The organism is Planktothrix tepida PCC 9214 (assembly GCF_900009145.1).
GTDB lineage: Bacteria > Cyanobacteriota > Cyanobacteriia > Cyanobacteriales > Microcoleaceae > Planktothrix > Planktothrix tepida.
This window is the reverse complement of the sequence record NZ_LN889815.1, coordinates 19,855-39,056: the sequence shown is the minus strand read 5'-3', so window position 1 is coordinate 39,056 and position 19,202 is coordinate 19,855. Positions and strand designations below refer to the sequence as shown.

10 protein-coding genes are annotated in these 19,202 nt (G+C 39.6%); 2 read left to right on the top strand and 8 right to left on the bottom strand.

The window, feature by feature from the left end:
* The first annotated feature begins 109 nt into the window (after positions 1 to 109).
* Positions 110 to 3,895: a CHAT domain-containing protein gene (locus PL9214_RS26850; protein ID WP_072722383.1), complete on the top strand. Its 3,786-nt coding sequence runs from the start codon at positions 110 to 112 to the stop codon at positions 3,893 to 3,895.
* An 80-nt stretch (positions 3,896 to 3,975) separates the two neighbouring features.
* The gene (locus PL9214_RS26845; RefSeq protein WP_072722382.1) at positions 3,976 to 6,369 is read left to right on the top strand and encodes a CHAT domain-containing protein; all 2,394 of its coding nucleotides are present in this window, start codon (positions 3,976 to 3,978) and stop codon (positions 6,367 to 6,369) included.
* 62 nt (positions 6,370 to 6,431) lie between these two features.
* Here the strand turns inward: PL9214_RS26845 and PL9214_RS26840 are convergent, their stop codons facing one another.
* From PL9214_RS26840 to PL9214_RS30275, 8 genes are all read right to left on the bottom strand, one after another.
* A complete protein-coding gene (locus tag PL9214_RS26840; protein ID WP_072722381.1) occupies positions 6,432 to 10,295 on the bottom strand; it encodes a tetratricopeptide repeat protein in 3,864 nt (1,287 codons plus the stop codon).
* Positions 10,296 to 10,395: 100 nt separating this feature from the next.
* Positions 10,396 to 11,670 carry a hypothetical protein gene (locus PL9214_RS26835; protein WP_072722380.1) on the bottom strand — a complete coding sequence of 425 codons (1,275 nt, stop codon included), beginning with the start codon at positions 11,668 to 11,670 and terminating at the stop codon, positions 10,396 to 10,398.
* The gene (locus PL9214_RS26830; RefSeq protein WP_072722379.1) at positions 11,663 to 12,634 is read right to left on the bottom strand and encodes a hypothetical protein; all 972 of its coding nucleotides are present in this window, start codon (positions 12,632 to 12,634) and stop codon (positions 11,663 to 11,665) included. Before PL9214_RS26830 ends, PL9214_RS26835 begins: the two co-directional genes overlap by 8 nt.
* 19 nt (positions 12,635 to 12,653) lie before the next feature.
* Entirely contained in the window at positions 12,654 to 13,670 is a 1,017-nt protein-coding gene (locus PL9214_RS26825) for a TRAFAC clade GTPase domain-containing protein (protein WP_072722378.1), read from the bottom strand.
* A gap of 77 nt (positions 13,671 to 13,747) precedes the next feature.
* On the bottom strand, positions 13,748 to 14,920 hold the full coding sequence (locus PL9214_RS26820) for a hypothetical protein (RefSeq protein WP_072722377.1): 1,173 nt from the start codon (positions 14,918 to 14,920) through the stop codon (positions 13,748 to 13,750).
* A 53-nt stretch (positions 14,921 to 14,973) separates the two neighbouring features.
* Positions 14,974 to 15,861, bottom strand: a complete 888-nt coding sequence (locus PL9214_RS26815) for a TRAFAC clade GTPase domain-containing protein (protein ID WP_072722376.1) — start codon at positions 15,859 to 15,861, stop codon at positions 14,974 to 14,976.
* 12 nt (positions 15,862 to 15,873) lie between these two features.
* Entirely contained in the window at positions 15,874 to 16,941 is a 1,068-nt protein-coding gene (locus tag PL9214_RS26810) for a serine/threonine-protein kinase (protein WP_083580233.1), read from the bottom strand.
* Between the two features lie 39 nt (positions 16,942 to 16,980).
* Positions 16,981 to 19,173, bottom strand: coding sequence for a CHAT domain-containing protein (locus PL9214_RS30275; protein ID WP_139295174.1), 2,193 nt, complete (start codon positions 19,171 to 19,173; stop codon positions 16,981 to 16,983).
* Positions 19,174 to 19,202: the final 29 nt, after the last annotated feature.

The following is a 19,202-nucleotide window of genomic DNA, read 5'->3' as shown; positions in this document are numbered from 1 at the left end:
GTAGTCACGATAAACTTCTAGTTAAGTCGCACCAATAGTAAGAAGAGCAGAAACTCTTGTTATTCTACTAAGAGTAGTTAAAAGCCTTACAATTAAATTCAGTGAAACTATGAATAATTTTATTTCTCCCAACTCTTTTGAAACTAATAATTTTCTGCATAAGCTATTTGAGGTTGTCTCCGACAGCAATGCTAATCCTGAAGTTGTTTATCCATTCCTCGAAGCAAATCTTAATAAGTTGGATGATACCTTACCTCAAGTTCTATTAAACTGGGCTACTGCTACTTTACCTCAATTAGATTTAATAGGCAGAGAGAAGATTGCTAATACTATAAATGCTCTAAGTAATTTGATGCGACTATTTCCTCAAGGAGACAGAAGTAGAAGGTTGGAAATTGCTCTGGCTGGGTATAAAATTGTGCTCGGTGTCTACACCTTCGTTAATAATCCTGAGATTTGGGCTGCAACAGAACACAATAGGGGTCAAATTTATCTTTATCGAGTGCAGGGAAAGCGAATTGATAACTTGGAAGAAGCCATCCGTTGTTTCCAGTATGCTTTATCTGTTTATACCAAAGAAAATTTTTCCGAGCAATGGGCAAGGATTAAAACTGATTTAGGGCTTGCTTATCGTGATCGCATCCAAGGAATTCCATCCGAAAATTTGCAAGAAGCTATTCAGTATTTTAAGAGTACTTTACAAATCTATACCTATGAGAACCATCCTATACAATGGGCTGTGGTACAAAATCATCTCGGATTGACTTATCTTAATTACACTTCAGGAAATCAGACTGAGAATTTGCAGCAAGCAATTGAATGTTTTCGCTCGGCTTTACAAGTTTATACCTTAGAACGGTTCCCACAGCAATCAACTAAGATTCAAGCCAATCTGAATCAAGCATCTCATCAAATGCAAGAGTTAGCTAATGCTAGTCAACAGCAGCCCAACACAGATACTTCAGCACTGTCAATTTCAGAATCAGAAGCAGGACGACTAGAAATCTACCAACAGTTTATCCAAGAAAGAGAGGAACGACAAAAAGCTTATGAAAAGTTGATTAAATCGCTGGTTGATTTCTCCAGTGACGTGGAAAAAGCTTTTGATGCAGTAGTTGATGTATTTTTTAATATTATTATAGTCAGACCTGATCTGTTTGACAAGGGATTAGCAAATCAGATGGAACGGGTAGCTGATAATCTGGCAAAAACAGGTAATCAAAACGCTGCTAAATTTCTAGGATCTTTCGCTTCCATCCTTCCTGCTGGTATTGATGCTGCTTGGTTCCAAGCAAGGGAACAGATAATAAATTGGATAGAATTTTTAGCAGAGCTAGGGATAAAAGATTATTCTAGAGTCTCGAGCAAAATGATTAAATCCCTTTTTTTTGCAGCAATGCGAAATCAGTCACTTGCTGCGAATTTTCAAGAGTATTTTGCTTTTGTAAATGAGGTTTTAGATACAACTAAACAAAGCCAGGGAGAAACGCGAATATTGTACCCACTGCTAGAAAATAATTTAGACAAACTGGATGAAAATTTTTCTGAGGTTTTACGGAGCTTTGCCACAGCAATTTTACCAACAAGCCCAGAGGTAATGGCAGATGGAGTTAAACCAGAACTAGCTCAAGAATTAGCAGAGGTTATTGGAACTTTCAGTAGCTTGATTCTTAGTTTTGATAAGGGCGATCGCGCCAGCAATATAGAAATTGCAATTACTGGTTGCGAAGTTGCTGCCAATGTTTTTACCCGTGAAGCTAACTTTCTAGAACAACGAGGAGCAACTCTATTTATTTTGGGCTGTGCTTATTATGAACGATTCAGAGGAAATAAAGAAGATAATTTGTCTATGGCTATTCGTTACTTCTCAGCTGCTTCAGAAGCGTACAATCCTGAAAATTTTCCTCAACAATGGGTTTCTACTAAAAATAATTTGGGGGTTGTTTACCGCGAGCTTAGTATCTATGAGCCGACTTCAAAAAATTTATTACAAGCAATTGATTGCTTATTACAGGCTTTGGATATACACAATCGTCAAGCCAATCCTTCTGAATGGGCAAAAATGAAAATTAATTTAGGGATTGTTTATGGAATGCGAAATCAAGAAGGAGATTTAGCCGCAGCAATTAATTGCTTTTTAGATTCTTTAAATATATATAAACGCTCAACTTTTCCACAAGAACACGCAATAACTCAAGCTTTACTCGGTTTGGCATATCAAGCAGATGGACAACTATACAATGCTAAAGTTGCTTATGGAAGTGCTATTGAAACAGTAGAATCTTTGCGAGATGAAATAGTCAAAGGTTCGGGAACGGATGCAGACAAGCAAAAATTGGCTGAACAATGGAACCAGTTTTATCAACGTATGGTGGCTGTTTGTATACAGCAGCATGACTACACTCAAGCTATTGAATACGTTGAGCGCAGTAAGGCTCGTAACCTGGTTGAGTTAATGGCTACTCGCAATCTTTTGCCTAAAGGCGATATTCCCGAATATGTACTGCATGAGCTGAAGCAACTCCGCCAGAAAATTGCTACTGTACAGCGACGAATTAATATTGCCAGTCCAGACGATCTGACCGGAGGCATAAGTTTTGATGGAAACAATCAAGGTTTTGTGGCTACACCATCAAGTCGCATTACAGAGCGCACCCAATTAGAGAATTTACAACAAAAACTTGATGAATTGATTAATTCTCAAATCAAACCCAGAGATCCTTCTTTTAGTCTGTCTCAGCGCGTAGAAACGATTAGCTGGAAGCAGATGCGGAAACTGCTACCCAATGACCATACTGCTATCATTGAATTCTATGTTACTGATGAGACTATCTATACATTCATTATTACATCCGAAAGTTCAGATCTCCTCGTACCAGAACCTTTGGGAAATGTCAAAGAGTTATTTGACTTCTGTTTTAACAAATACTTCAATGCTTACTCTCAGCAAAGAGATCAGTGGCGGACTAACTTGCCTATGTACTTACGCCAGCTAGCTGGAATTCTACATATCGATGATATCATTTCTCAGATACCCAATACTTGCAATCAGCTAATTCTAATTCCCCACCGATTTTTGCACATCTTACCGCTCCATGCCCTTCCGCTAAAAAATGGTTATTCTCTTCTGGATCGTTTTACATTGGGTGTGCGCTATGCTCCTAGCTGTCAGATCTTGCAACTTACCCAAAATCAAGAACGCGATCGCTTCAATCAATTATTTGCGATCCAAAACCCTACCTCTGATTTGGATTATGCAGATATGGAAGTTAAAATTATCAAACAATGTTTTCAAAATTCCACTACTTTAGTGAAGCAAAAAGCAACTAAAACAGCATTTTATCAGGCAGCAGAAGGAAAAGACTTGCGTTTAGCAAATTGCTTTCATTTTTCAGGCCACGCTACTTTTGATTTTGATGACCCTCTAAAATCATCTCTTATTTTAGCGGATACAAAACTTGCATTAGGAGAAGTTTTTGCTATGGATTTAAGTCAATGTCGTCTTGTCATCCTCAGTGGGTGTGAAACTGGCGTAACGGACTTCAAAAACGTCAGTGATGAATATATCAGTTTACCCAGTGGATTTTTATATGCAGGTAGTCCCAGTGTAGTTAGTAGTCTGTGGAAAGTAGATGACAAGCCTACTGCTTTCTTAATGATTAAATTTTACCAAAATTATCTGCAACATCAGCTAGATGTGGCAAAATCTCTCAGAGATGCACAAATATGGCTACGAAATATTACGAGTCAAGAACTGAAAGAGTGGTCTCGAAGCTTAGATTTAACTGCCACTCAAAAAGTTGAGTTAGAGGAATGGTTTGAGATAATTAACCCCTTAGATTTCCCTTTCGCTTCTCCCTATTATTGGGCTTCTTTTTGTGCCATAGGGCAGTAGCTTATCAGAAAGGGAAGAGTACACAAAATTAGGTTTATTGATAAACTTAATCCAAGCGTTTACAAGGAGATCAGTAGAAAATGATTAATTGTTTAGTCTGTGGCGAATCTATTGCAGAACAAGATGAGGTGTGTCCTGTCTGCGGCACAGAAATCGCATCTTTAGAAAGTCCGTCCGCCTCTGAGCGAATCACTAATTTGAGTCATACACCAACACCAGTTGTTAACTTAGTCTCTCAACCAGAAGAAATGGGTAATCAAAAAAATCTGATGCCAACTGCTGAAGAAAATATTCATGCTTTTCTCCATAAGTTAGAAATTCAGTCAAGTTCAGGAGAAGGTGAAGAAAATATTTATGCTTTAGTCAAGTCTTTAATTACTCATCCCTCATTAGATCTACAAGCTGAGAATTTATGGTTATCACCTGCCCAAAGAACTATTTATGCTTTTTTCAAGCTGTTAGTTGATCAGGCTACTTGGTTGCCTCAGAGTGAATTATTAAACCTTTGGCAACAAATTCATCCAAATTTAGGTACTCCCGATCTAATATCTGACACGATTTTAAATTGGTGCGAAAAACACTCCCTCACAAAATATCTGATTGATATTCGTAAAACTCTCCCAGGTGGGGAATTGAACAGAACTAAAGGTGAACATCAGGAACACAGTTTCAGAAGGATTCCTGATTCTGAGGTACTCTACAATGAAATGTTTGAAAGTGTTCTAATAGGGGCAAGTCTTGCTACTTCATCACCACTAGAAGAAATCTCAAGACCTAGTGAAAATATTCTCGACACACCTCGGAACAATTTGGTGAGCCAAAAAGTTGAGGTATCAGATACAAGAGGTGGAAGAAATTTTCCTCCATCTACTCCTGTAACAAAAGTATCAGATACAGGTGGTAACGTAGTCCGATATACAAAAATTTCTTGCCCGCGTCGCGTTTGGGTAGATACACCAGAGATTTCTGTAGTAGTCTGGCTGACAGTGCAACCGCCAAAATATAGCAGTGCTTCCATAGGAAATTTTTCGGTATATGAAGGACAGCCTGTGCTTGTGCGTGTTGAGGCTCTCGACTTTATCTCCCTCAATGATCCCGCTCAGGAGAGGTTGGTTAAGCCTAATGCTGATAGCGAACCTATTGTTTTTCTGTTAAAGCCTGATAAAGTAGTGGAGCGCACTAAAATTGAGTTTGATTTTTTCCAAAATTCCCGTTGGTTAGCCTGTAGCCAGATAGAAGTTGAAATTACAGATTACAAAGTTGAAGCTCAAGAAGTTCAAGAATCAGTACCGATAAGCTTACTGGAAATAAATAGTCCGCAACCAGACTATACTCTTGTCGTTAAATACGATGAAAATCAAAATCCTTTACAGCTTTCTTTTGAACTTTTTCAAGGACAAAATAAAAGAGAAAAATTTTACTCTTCATTAAATAAAGAATTAAAAAAATACGCTCAATACTGGCATCATTTTTTAGAAAAACTTAATAAAATAACAGCCCCGAGTCGTAAGTTGGAAACTCCAGAAATATTGATAAAAAGTCCCTCTGATATAAATAGGGAAATTAAAAATTTTGGCCACAACCTTTGGCGAGAACTGATTCCCTCGAAACTCCAAAAAATTTATGCCAATCAACGGTTAAGTTGGCATGGAAAAAAACTGTTGATTGTTTCTGATGATCCATACATTCCTTGGGAGTTAGTATGGCCTACTGATGATGAACGAGGGGATTGGGAGGACAGCGATCCTTGGTGTATGACCATGTGTTTAACACGCTGGTTGCGCCGTGATGAACAAGATAGAGTTAATCAACGTGCACCAATACAATTGTCTTTGAACTCATTAACCTGTATAGTGCCAACAGACTTGGATTTACCTGCTGCTGAGGAAGAACGAAATTTTCTTAAAGAATTATTATCAAACAATAACATCTTGGATCTAAGCCCAACACTCCCTACATTGCCAGCAGTACGAAAGATCCTGGAGTCAAGCCAATATAACTGGTTTCATGTAGTTACTCACGGTACGTTCTGCTTTGATAATCCTGATGCTAACTCAAGCATTTTACTTCAATATGGAGATTTACTAACACCAGATGAAATCATTGGCCAAAACATAGTAAGACATATCAACCGTAACCGTCCGGGATTTGTATTTAATGCTTGCTCTAGCGGGCGACAGGGTTGGGGATTAACTCATTTGGGAGGTTGGGTTAATCGACTAATTCATAGTGGAGCCGGCTTATTTTTAGCGCCTTGTTGGGCTGTAGATGACAAATCAGCATTATTCTTTGCTCAAAGATTTTATAGCTACCTATTACAAGGAAAAACCGTCTCCGAAGCTGTACATCAAAGTCGTATTGATACCCGTCAAAATGCTAACCGTTGCGATGATTTAACATGGCTAGCTTACAGCGTTTATGCTGACCCCAATGCCAAGGTAATTCTCAATGGTAAGTTAGAAGAAACGATGTAACGATTAAACTATACTGTGAATAAGTTAGGGAGCATTTGGACAAAAAATTTTAGGAAATACAATTAAGCCATTGCTCCCTGCCCAATGGTAGAGAAGGCAGCCCAATAATAAGGCGATCGCCATTTTTCTAACCCTTCCTCTAAGTCAGCTTTCTGAGTAGGAGTCAAATGAGTTACATCTAAACAAAAGTGAGTAATCATAGATTTTAGTAACTCATCAGTTGTAGCATTTAGCAACCAGCGTTGAGCTTGGCTGAGAGCAATGGCTACAGACGTTCCCTTTTGTAAGAAGATTTCATAGAACTTTATCATTAACAAAGCACTAGATCGGTCATTGATCGACCAAAGAGAGACAATTAAATTAGGAACACCAGCAGTCATGAAAGAACGGGATAATCCAATAACACCATCGCCTGTAATTTTACCCTGACCTGTGTGACAGCAACTTAGGACAATAAGAAAAGCATTTAGCTTCAATTCTAAGATTTCTCCAGTAGTAAGGAAACCATTATCCCCTTCGGAAGGAGCTAAAGCGATCGCACCCGGTACACCCAACTGTTTAATATCATCTAATAAACCATGAGTAGCCAGATGAATCAGTTTTGATTTGGACATCTTCTGCACAATATCTACCTTAGTTGCCGCTGCGCCAGTAATAGGTTGAGTCTTGAGAAGAGATGCGATCGCTTTAGCTTCTCCTTCTGCTCCTGCTAACGGCTTCAACGGGCTACTGCTAAAGGGAACTGTCGGCATTATGGGGTTTCCTACTACTAGGATATCCTCAGCTTTTAAGGGCAATTTCTGAATTAAATTTATAGGCTGATGAGTTAAACTTAGTACCTGAATTGAGGGAGATGTTACGATGGTATGCTGTTCTACCAAGAATTGATTAGTATGAGGATTTTGGAGAGCAGGAAATGGAACCAGGAATAGAGAGCCTTGAGGTATAAAAATGACGTGAGCGTTAGGGTCAGTTGGTAAAGATTCAGCAATAGGTTTAATGAGGATTTCATGTAGCTGCTGTAACTCTGGGTAAACCGATTTGTTTGTTACAGGAGCCTCAACTTTAGAAATTGCTCCCAGGTCGCGACCCCCTTCGTCAACACCTATAGATTTGCGTGCTTTGAACACTAGGTTCTCAAGAGCTAGTGTAGAAGTGCCTTGTGCTTGCTTTTGTTGCTGCGATAGGGGCTTTATCTCAATTTGGCGAAATGCAATTTCACCAGTGGGTTTGATGACCCAAATAAAGAGTTTGTCAACATCAACTATCGAATATTCAACAAGTGTGGCATTCTGAACTTTGGCAATTTCTTGAATTTGTTCAATTGTAGGTGGACTGATTGAAATTTGAGTAGCTGGGTGAGGAGACAACCGTCTCGCCAATAGCTCAACAAATGCACGAGCGCGACTACGCTCGGCAATTTCTAAAGCTGCGTTAGGTTGATTCTGGGCGATGAGAACTTGCTGTAGAGTACCATAAGTGTTAGACTGTCTTTCAAAAAGTGAAACTTTATAAGTATCATTGCTGCCTAATCCTGCTCTTAGAAACTCCCAAACCTGAATTCCCTCGCGAAGTTTTCTTGCTGCTGCTTCTAGATTCCCATAGAAAAATTGAATAGTTCCTAAATTATGTAGTGCCTCTCCTAGCCGGGGACTGTGTTGAATTTCTTGCGTAATTTTTAGAGCTTGTTGACAATAATCAATTGCTTTAGCATAATCCCCCAATGCGCTGTAAGTAACTCCCAGACTTGCTAAAGATGCTGCTACTCCTTCATGGTCTTGGATTTCTTGTGCAATAGCCAAACTCTGTTGTTGGTAGTCAATAGCTGCGGTATAGTTACTTAATGTAAAATAAGCAGAGCCAATATTTCCCAGAGCCCCTTGCTCTGCTCGGCGGTCTGGGAGTTTTTGGGCGATAATCAAAGCTTGGTGAAAGAACTCAATTGCTTTGACTGCACCTCCCTGTTCATAGAAAGCGATTCCTCCCAGATTATTTAAAGCTGTGGCGACTCCCCGGTAGTCTTGAATCTGCAACGCAACGGCCATAGCCTGCTGTGCATACTCATTTGCTTTAGTGTAGTTTCCCAAGACGAAGTGAGTTTTTCCCAAATTTCCTAAAGCTTCCTCAGCTGCTCGGTAGTCTTGAGTACTCCTTGCAATTGCTAGCTGCTGCTCATAGAAATCAATCGCTCTAGTATAGTCGCCAAGCTCGCTGTAAACAGATGCCAAATTTCCTAAACTGTTACCCTCAACTTGGTGATCGTCAATTTCTTTTGCAATTTTTAAGCTTTGCTCTTGATACTCAATGGCTTTGGTATAGTCGCTAATGCAGTGGTAAGAAATTCCCAAATTTCCTAATGCAGACCCTTCACCTAAGCGATCGCGCCTTTCCCGCGCCAGCACCAATGCTTGGTAATGGTATTCAATACCCTTTGCATAATCACCAATGGAATTGTAAGTAATTCCTAGGCCAGACAAAACAGCTGCCTCCCACTGGCATTCTTTAAGGTTTCTTGCAAGTATCAAAAGTTGCAAATAGTGTTCAATTGCTTGAGTATAGTCTCCTTGGAAATAGTAAATTATTCCCAAATTTCCCAGAGATTGGGCTTCTAATTGGTGGTAATTAATTTTCCTAGCAATCACCCAGCCTTGCTGAGAGTGATTAATTGCTTTGGCATAATCTCTTATGTCGCGATAAACAACGCTTAAATTGTAAAGAGCCATCGCTGCTTCACGCAAGTTGTTAGTTTCCCGTGCAATTGCTAAACTCTCCTGCATATACTGAATTGCCTTACTATGGTTTCCCAAAGCGTGGTAAGCGATTCCTACAGCATTTATAGTTACCGCTTCCTTCTCGCGCTGTTGGATACTTCGATAGATAGTTAATGCTTGTTCCCAAGACTGTAAGGCAGCTTCAAATTGACTGCTTTGAAACTTTTTTTCACCTTGTTTTAGAAGTTGGTATGCTTTATCCTTTTCACTTTTGGCGTTCTGGTTGCTCGGTTCTGTCTTTACAATGATAGTTGGCGTAGATGAATCTGGCTTCACCTCCTTAAGTGCATTGAGAAAATCGCGCACGGACTTGAAGTGCCCCTCAACCAATATCCCCATCCCCTGCATCACTGCATCACTCACCCCACGATTGACATCCGGATTAAGGCGGTGTGGTGGAATGAGCTCCACACCTTTAGCGCGTTCTATTGCAGATATTGGTACTTTCCCAGTTAATAAATAATAGAGCGTTGCGGATAATGCGTAGATATCCGTGTAGTATCCCCGCTTCGCATACGGTGCATACTGTTCCAGTGCGGCATATTCAGAAGTTAACAACATTACTGAGTACGTCCTCATCAACTGCGTCGCGTACTCCTTCGCCGCTCCAAATTCTATCAATACCACGCGCCCATCGTCAGTTAAAATAATGTTTTCGGGGCTAATATCTAGGTGCAATAAATTAGCTTGATGGGCGACCGCTAATGCTTTTCCTACTTGCTGGATGTAGCCTAATGCCTCTTTTTCTAGCAAAAAACCACGTTCTGCTACTAACTTCAGGAGTGTTTTTCCCCGAAGGAACTCCGTGACGATGTAGCCCGTGTTATTCTCCTCAAAATAGGTATAGATTTTCACGATCCCGGAATGCTGAATTTGAGAAATAACACAGGCTTCGTCGAGAAACTTAGACTTAGCGCTTTGGTAGTTAGCAGATGTGATTGAATTAGAAGGTTGAACGGTTAGAATATGGCGATCACACCCTTGAGGGAAAAATTCTTTAATCACCACAGGGCGACGTAAAAGATTATCGCTACCCATGTAAGTAATAGTAAAGTTGCCTTGACCCAGCACCTTACCAACCGAGAAATTAGCTTGTTGTAGTTGGGTACCTAAAGGTAAAAACAGATTAGTAGCCTTTAACGGTTTTGGTTTCACAGGGACTCCACAAGCACAGCAAAAGGTTGCACTATTTCGATTAGTTGCTAAACAGAATCGGCAGACCCAACTACTCATTTCTACTCGTTTCTCCTTTTAATTAAAACCAATCTTGAGAGTCACTGTTTTGAACACTATCTGACTGCTGAGTTTCGTTTTGCTGACTCTTTTGAGATTCTGTTTCTGGCTGCTTAGGTTTAAAGCCAAAATCTTCGGTTTGATGCTGCTGGCTAGTAAAATTTTTAGGATACCGATCAGGATTATGTGTTTTTCGTGTCTGCTGAGGTTGTGAAATTTGATCTCGGTATCGTGGCTGTTTTTGTTGAGCTAAATCATCTCTTGTTTGGTCAGCAGATACTGGCTCACTTATACTCTGTAATAAATCTTGCCCTTTGGCTACAACCTTCTGCGCGTCTTCAACTGTCCGCTTAAGGTCCTCTTTACCTTTCTCTACAATCCATCCCAATGGGGATTGACTATCTATTTCATTTGTTTGTCTCTGATGATACTGGTGTTGCTGTCTTACAGTTTCTTGGCGACTATCTACACTTCGGATCGGCTGTTGTTGCATTGGTACTTGCCTTGACGTTTCAGAAGATAGCGCCTCATCAACACCATCCCACTCATCAGGTTGTTTGGAATGTTTATTTATCTTTATTTGCTGAACAACATCCTCAGCAGTACCATTCAAGAATGGACTATCTATCACATCTTTTTGACCTGCTAATCCCAAACATAGGGAAATAGGTCTTTTACATCTAGGTACAGTCATCCAAAGTTTCTGCCTGTATTCCTCTGAATCTGGCCAGAGGAAAACTTTGTATCGATTTTGATAATTTAGACTTTGAGAAAAATCTGAATCATAATCCGTAAGGGATGAAAACTCGCCTTCAGGTAAATCCTGATACTCAGTAAAAGAGGGGACTTTACTAGCTTCTTCGTAGTTCTTCACGAACCAAACATCCCGCACATATTGGTAGAGAGGCTCAAAAAATTTAAGGTTATTTCCTAAGTAGGGAGGAAGTGGAGGAAAGGCGTGTTCTTTATCGACTCTTGCTACATAGCCAACAAAAACATAAAGCGGTCTTCCCTTGGAGTCTTTAGTTAAGTCTTCAGAAGTTTCTTCTGTTGCTCGACCAATGAGTTCCCTGACCATACAAGTCACACCAACGACACAGTGACACTCATTCTTGAACAGCGACCAACGGGGATTTCCAGAGAGTTTGCTCGCTGAACGTGTGGTTGTTAGAATATGGTTCAACGCCCAATTTTTTTCAAACTTATCATTTTTAAAATCTTTCGGAGTTGCAATGAAGCGGAAATCTACTTCATGCGTCCGGCCATAAACAATAGCAGCCCACTTAGCATTAGACATCAACTGTTACCTCTTTGCCATTACGGAAAATGGATACACGTTGCAATTCCTGAGCAAGCAAAGCCATATTGGACTCAATTTCTTGAATTTGGCTGTCTAACTCTTGGAGCTTGCTCTCTTTATTTTGAATTTCATCACTGTTCAACCATTTCATAAAAAAGTTACTTTGATTTAACTTCTTTAATTCTCCACTCGTGTCACTCTTTTGGGCTTTGATTCCCAAGCCATATTCACTGAACTTTGAGTAAATAGCAAATACCACAGGCAGATGAACATTGACGGGTACAATACTGCCATAATCAACATCATTTGCCAGTTCTTTTCCTAAACTGACTGGGCAAATCATTACTAGCCAACCAGAGTTTTGGGCGAATAATGGTTGAAATAGCTGCTTGACATCCTCAATAATTTCTTGCCTTGGCCGCTGGCTACATAAGTCATATTTTGTTATTACAACTGCTACAGGAAACGGATGAGAAGGCGTTGGTTTGATTTGCTGCCCAATATTCTGGAGAAATTGGTTCATGCGGTTACTCCTGATCTGTCTCACTGTAGATTGGTCCACCTTTTTAGTTAAATATTCTCCAGATACACACAGAAACAAACAAGAGGAGTTTGAAAAGTGTTCAAGCAATTGTTTAACATCTTGTTCGGTAGAGCGATCACTCATAGCGCCACCCCTATAGTCTAGCCACTCAAAACCCATTATGGGTTGAAGTCCGTAGTTGAAGTCAAAAGCATAGTTCTTGACCTCTGCGGCATTAGGTGGTGGCCAACGGTCTTTACCCTCAAAATCAATTAATTTCTCCCACAGATCCGTCAATTCCAGATCAATGTCCATATCTTTGGCGCTAAGACTAAAGCCCCGTACACCCGTTTGCATAGCTGCATACATACCCAGCATATAACAAGTTTTGCCAGCAGCCTGGGTTCCTAGCATTGTGATTTTGATGTCATTAACCATAAGTTTCTCCTTTAGTTAGTTAATTGAAAGCATCAAATGGATCTGAATAAGTTTCATAGAGCGAACCTGTCCTTCTTGAATTAAATTTAACGCCATTGTAAGCTTGATTGATTTTTTTAACATATTCTTTTAAGATTATATCCTTTTGGATTAAGGGTAATTTTTGGACAATTTCTATTAAAGCCTCTGTAGGTTCTTTAATCAATTCAAAATCCTTATATTTGTCAAGTGCTTTTTCCATTTCTTTCTGAGCTAGTTGCTTATCTGTAGTCGCTCCATTCCATTTATCATTGACCCATCTGACAAAACCTGAAAATCCTTGACTTTTTTCTTCCCAATCCAAAGCTTTAGAATAATGGTTTTCAACCAAATGGGCTAGAGTTGCTGCTTTAAAAAAAACCGCTGCATGAAGTGCAAATAAAAGGGGCATTGGTACATTAATAAATTGAGTTCCACAAGCCACTGGAATTAAAGCACCTAACACCCATTCGCTAACTTCAATTGTCTTGATTAAACCGCTGAATGGAAAAAGTAGATCTTCATTAAACTCAGGAACAAGGTCAACTTTCGTGAGAATAATTGCCAAAGATATAGGACGTTTTAGATCCCGTACTGCATTACTCGCTAAAGTAACCATTCTACCTAACTGATTGCTGCGCCTGTTCCCACGCAACAGGGCATCGCAGTCACAGAACATCATAATCCCATCAGCTTGCCGAAGGTCTTCCAGTAAGAGCCTAGCTTGTTCACTGTCTTGGGTTTCACGAATTGCCCCACCTCGATAATCCCCCCAAGTGAAAGAAAGAATGTCTTTACTTTGATACCTTAATTTAAACTCATATTCACTCCTTTGATCGGTTGCTAATGGGTATTGTCCTTGATGTATTTTCTCAGCTAAATTAAGCAATCTATTATGGTCTTCTGAGTTAGCTGCTTTCAGTCGAAAACCTTCTACACTCTGCTGTAAGACACCGTACAAAGATGCCATGTATGTTGTCTTGCCAACTTCAGTATGTCCTAGCATTACAATTCTCATAGAGATTTTTGTCCTTTGATAAATTTGTCAAAGTTCAGATTTGTTTGCGAATCCAATTCACTGAAAATAGATAATATTTAAAACCATTCAGAATCTTCACCTTGAGAATTTTCTGAAAGATTTGGGCGATTTTTTTTGTTAGTTGATCTGAATCCATAGCCTAAATCCTCTTGCTCGTCAAACTGAGAATAACGGCGAGATCTTTCTGACTGTCTTTTTTCTGAATACGGGTTTGTTCCTTCACCGCTACCCAATAGCTGACGAGTTTTTTGCACCATTTTTCCCCCTATTCCTTTACCCGTTAAAGAACCTGCTGCTATCCACCCTATTCCACCACCTATCAGTAAACCTGGTATTCCAGCGATTCTCGACACCAGCCATGCACCAATTCCTACACCCATTAATTCAACAGGCTCAACTGCAATTTTTCTAGGTTTTTTCTGTGCTGCTTCTCTGACTACATTGGCTTGCCCTCTTGTACTTGGAGGTTGCGAGATTTCTCGGTGTTCCATCGGTGATTCTATGAATTTTGAAGTTCTTTGTTTCTGTTTGATGCTAGTGGCTGTAACGTTTAAAAACGGCCCTGATGACGCATCTTTTTGGTTAGCTAGTCCCAAACATAAAGACATAGATTCGTCTGGAAAATTAACGATATATTCGGAAGCTGCTATCCAAAGATTTTGGCGAGCGTCTGCTAAATCCGGCCACAAATCCACGCTTTGCACATCCTTTGTATTCAAAGTAAAGTATTGTCGATCAAAATCTGTAACCGCTTTAGGGGAGTAACTGAGTTCCCTGTATTCAGACAGAAAGGGAGTTTTACTAGCTGCTTCGTAAGACTTGACCAACCAGTGATCTCGTACATAATCATACAAGGGTTTAAAAATATCCAAATTACCATAAGGCATGATTGGTGGTAAGCCATGCAGTTCATTAACTTTAGCTACATAGCCAATGAAAATATACAGAGGTCTTCCTTTAGAATCTTTAGTTAAGTTTTCAGAACTTTTATCTGTTGATTGACCAATCAATTCTCTCACCATACAAGTCACACCAACAACACAGTGACATTCATTTTTGAATAGCACCCAACGGGGATTATTCGCCAGATTTTCTGCTGTGCGAGTGGTAACGCGAATGTAATCCCAAGCCCAATCTTTGTTTTCAACAGTGAAGTCATCAGGAATTGTTATGAAGCGAAAGTCTACTTCATAAGTCCGACCATATACTAGAGATGCCCAATTCGACATAAAACACTACTCCTTAGTTTTGTATTCTGATTTTAAGTTAAAGCTTTAATTTTCTAACCTTCACCGTATATGTATTTGCTGAGGGCTTGAGTCGGTTCGATAATTATCTCATATTGTTTATATTTTTCTATAGCTTTCTCCATGCGACTTCGAGCTAAATCTCTGTAAGTTATATTTCCTTGAAATTCATCCCATAACTCTTTAAGAAACCCACCAATGCCTTTAGTTTGTTCCTCGTAATATTCAGCCATTTTTTGATGATCCTCGATCTCTTTAGCTAAATAGACAGCTTTTAAATAAACTCCTACATGGAGTGCAAATAGCACCGGAACTTCCACATTCGTTGGCTCGATACCACAGGCAACGGGCAGAATTGCACCTTGTACCAATTCGCTAACTTTAATAGACTCGATTAAACCTTTAAGGGGACTCAGTATACTTTCGTCTATATCTTCTACAAGGTCAGCTTTGGTCAGAACTATTGCTAGGGAGATTGGATGATCCAGACCTTGATTAATCGCATTATTGATAAAACTCGCTATCCGCCCAATTTGATTAGTGCGACTATCACCACGCGCTAACGCTTGACAGTCACAGAACATCATAATCCCATCAGCTTCGCGGAGGTCGCGGATTAAGAGTTGAGTTTGTTCGCTGTCCTGTTTCTCACGGAGTGCTCCACCTCGATAGTCTGCCCAGTTGAAATGAAAAACGTCTTTACCTTGATATTGTAGATAAAAGTTGTACTCGCTTCTCTGGTCTGTAGGAGAAGGATATTTACCCCGTTGAATTGATTTAGCAAGTTCTAACAATCTGGTGTGATCGCTTTTATCGCTCGCCCTCAAAGTAAACCCCTCTATTCCCTTTTGCAAAGCTCCGTACATGGATGCCATATACGTTGTTTTGCCGACTCCTGTATGTCCTAATTCAACAATCTTCATAATTTTTTCTCCTTAAAACCAGTTGCTAGATTTTTCCGATGAGTCTGTGGAAGTTTCGTCAGGTTCACCAAATGCTCCCCAAGGGTCTTTTGCTGGCTTGTAAAACTCCATTCTTGCCTCTGGGTTGGAGGGACTCGATTTCCGACCATGCAGCAGGTTGAGGAATTCTCCCACTGACTGAGGTCGTCGCTTAACTTCCATTGCCATCCCTTGCATCACTGCCTCTGCCACAAATGGCCTAACTTTAGGGTTTAGCTGTCGCACATCGGGCAATTCTACCCCCACGGCTCGGTCTACTGCTGAGACAGGCATTTGCCCAGTTAGCAGGTGATACAGAGTTGCTGCCAAAGCGTAAATATCCATATAAGGTTCCTGTTTAGCTCGCTCTGCATACTGCTCCAAAGGAGCATATCCTGGTGTGACGGTTCTCGAAAGCAACTGCGTTTTACCAGCTAGATACTCTTTGGCAGCACCAAAGTCCACCAGCACCACTCGTCTATCGGTTGTTACCATTACGTTGTCTGGCTTGATATCTAGGTGTAAAAAGTTGGCTTGATGAATAACTTCTAGTGCCTTGCTGACCTTCTCGACGTAACTCACAGCTTCCCACTCTTTCAGGGGTTCGCCACGCTCCTCTAGTAGATCAGCTAAATTTTTGCCCTGCAAATATTCCATGACTATGTAAGCTGTATTATTGTCCTCAAAATATTTGAACACTCGCACAATTCCTGGGTGATTAAATTGCGCTAAAGTTTGCCCTTCCTGCAAAAATCGTTGTTTCGCTTGGTTGTAACTTGCTACTGTCCAGTTACCTGCTGAAATTACGGTGCTACCCTGTCGATGGCAGCCTGCGGGAAAGAATTCTTTGATGGCAATAGGACGTTTTAGCAACACTTCATTGCCAAAGTAAGTAATGCCAAAGCCTCCCTGTCCTAGCACTTTATAGACGATGTATTCACCACCTAACAGTTGAGTATCAAAAGGTAGGACTTCAAGTTTTACATCGGTTAATGATGCACCACAGACGATGCAGAACTTTGCAGTTGGTTGATTTTGATAGCCACAAATAGGACAAAGCATTTTTTTTAGTTTGTGTTGTTTTTTAATAGCTCTACCGATTCAAATATCAATTTCCACCTCCTTACCAGCCAGAAAGATAGATACTTTTTCCAACTCTTGAGCCAGTAGCTTTATTTTTGACTGAATTTCGTTAATTTCGCTTTCTAAATTTTGAAATCTTTTGGGCTGGTTCTGGATGGCTGTGCTATTAAAGCATTTAATAAAGGAATCACTCTCCTTGAATTGATTTAATTGCCAGCCGTGGTTGCGTAATACAGAATAAATTGCAAAGATAATAGGTAAATGAACATTGACGGGTTCAATAGTACTATACTCAGTATCTTTTACTAGAGTTTTTCCCAGACTTACTGGACAAATCATTGTTAGCCAACTAGAATCAGGAGTAAAAAATGGTTGAAATATTTGCTTCACATCCTCAATTATTCCTCTTTTGAAACGATGATTACAAAGGTCATATTTTGTAATAATTATAGCTACAGGAAAAGGTTGTTTTATCGTAGGTTTTAACTGATCACCAATTTTTTGGATAAATAGACTCATCCGATTACTCTGAATTTGCCTAACTGTAGTCCAGTCAGCTTTTTTACTTAGATGTTCTCCTGATATACATAAAAACAAACACGAGGATTTTAAGGTGTGTTCAACCAATTTTTGAACATCTTGTTCGGTAGAGCGATCGCTCATAGCATCACCCCCATAATCCAGCCACTCAAAACCCATAATTGGATGAAAGCCGTAGTTAAGCTCAAAAGCATAATTTTTGACTCCTGTATAAGTTGATTGAGGCCATCGATCTGCTCCTTTAACATCAACTAATTTCTCCCACAGAGCGGTTAATTTCAGGTCAACGTCCATATCTTTAGCAGTCAGGGTAAAGCCGTTTACTCCTGTCTGCATTGCCGAATACATACTAACCATGTAGCTTGTTTTGCCAGACCCACTGGCTCCTAGCATTGTGATTTTGATGTTATTAAATAGCTGTTCTGGCGAAGCTTCATCAACAGATCCTGTTTGTTGTTGCTGTTCGATTGACCCTTCGTTAGTGTTGGGGGAATTAGAAGTGGGTAGCGTTATTTCTGTTGTAGCTGTCCCGTAAAGGGGGTGAGAATTAATTTCTGAATTAATACCACGAAGACTCTGCCACGTTGGTGGTTCTTCTGCTAAATTCTGGCAAATTACTGGTAACCAACTGGCACAAGGAAAAAAATCTTCTTTGAGAAAAGGGTACTCTAAGTTCTCGTGTAGCCGTTCTCTAGATTCACGCACCGCAAGATATAACGATTTACCTTGGGAAAATGCCTGAAGAAAATACTTGAGGAACTCCTGTGCTACTCTATCTGGAACAACTTCCCGCATAACAATTACTTGGGGAATGTGTAACTTTGCTAAATCCTCTGCTAAACCTAATCCATTACAACAATTAAAAATTGCTATTTTTAAGCCATTATCAATTGCTTTTTTTAAAGAAAAATTTAAACCTTTGACTGTCAAAAACTCTGTTTCATTAATATAAATACAGCCTTTATAACCTGACGTTTGGCTTCCACCATGTCCTGCAAAAAATAAGATATTCCAGCCTTTTTCATCTCTTAATTTATCATTAATCTCAATGCGTTTTGGTTCTTCCATAAACTCTATTTCAACATCGGGTAAACTCTCCAACAACCGCCTATCTACATCACTGTCAATAGGAATACCAGTTTGCATGTGAGGGCGAGTACCGAAAATTGCCAATATTCTTACCTTGTCTTTTGGTTGTAACGATTTAGAAACTCTCTCAAAATTAGTAAAACTAAAAGCAATTTCTGCTTTTGGGTAATTTTCAAGTAAAGTCCACAAATGCCAAGGCATTCGTCTTACTAACTCATAGTCTGTCTGAATAATTATTTGTATTTCGTCATCATTTCCTAATTTTTCTAGTATTTTATCTTGAATCGGGCGAAACTTATTAGAGCTTATCCATTTCTTAAAAGATCTACCTAAATTTTCGGATTTAGAAACAAAGTCATCTATTGAAACATTTTTTATTTGATTTTGGTTATAGTCACGGCATATTTGACAATAGACTGATTGCCAACCACTATACTCTTTGAGTATTTTAAAAGCAGGCGGTAATTTACCAGATATTTCAGCTAAGGGCAAAGGACTCTCATCAAAAATCTGCAAATTGACAGTAAATCCCCGTTTTAAATTGCCGTTTTTTAGGTTCAAAATAACTCGTTTTTTATTCATAAATCTTAAATTAAACTTAATATTATTTT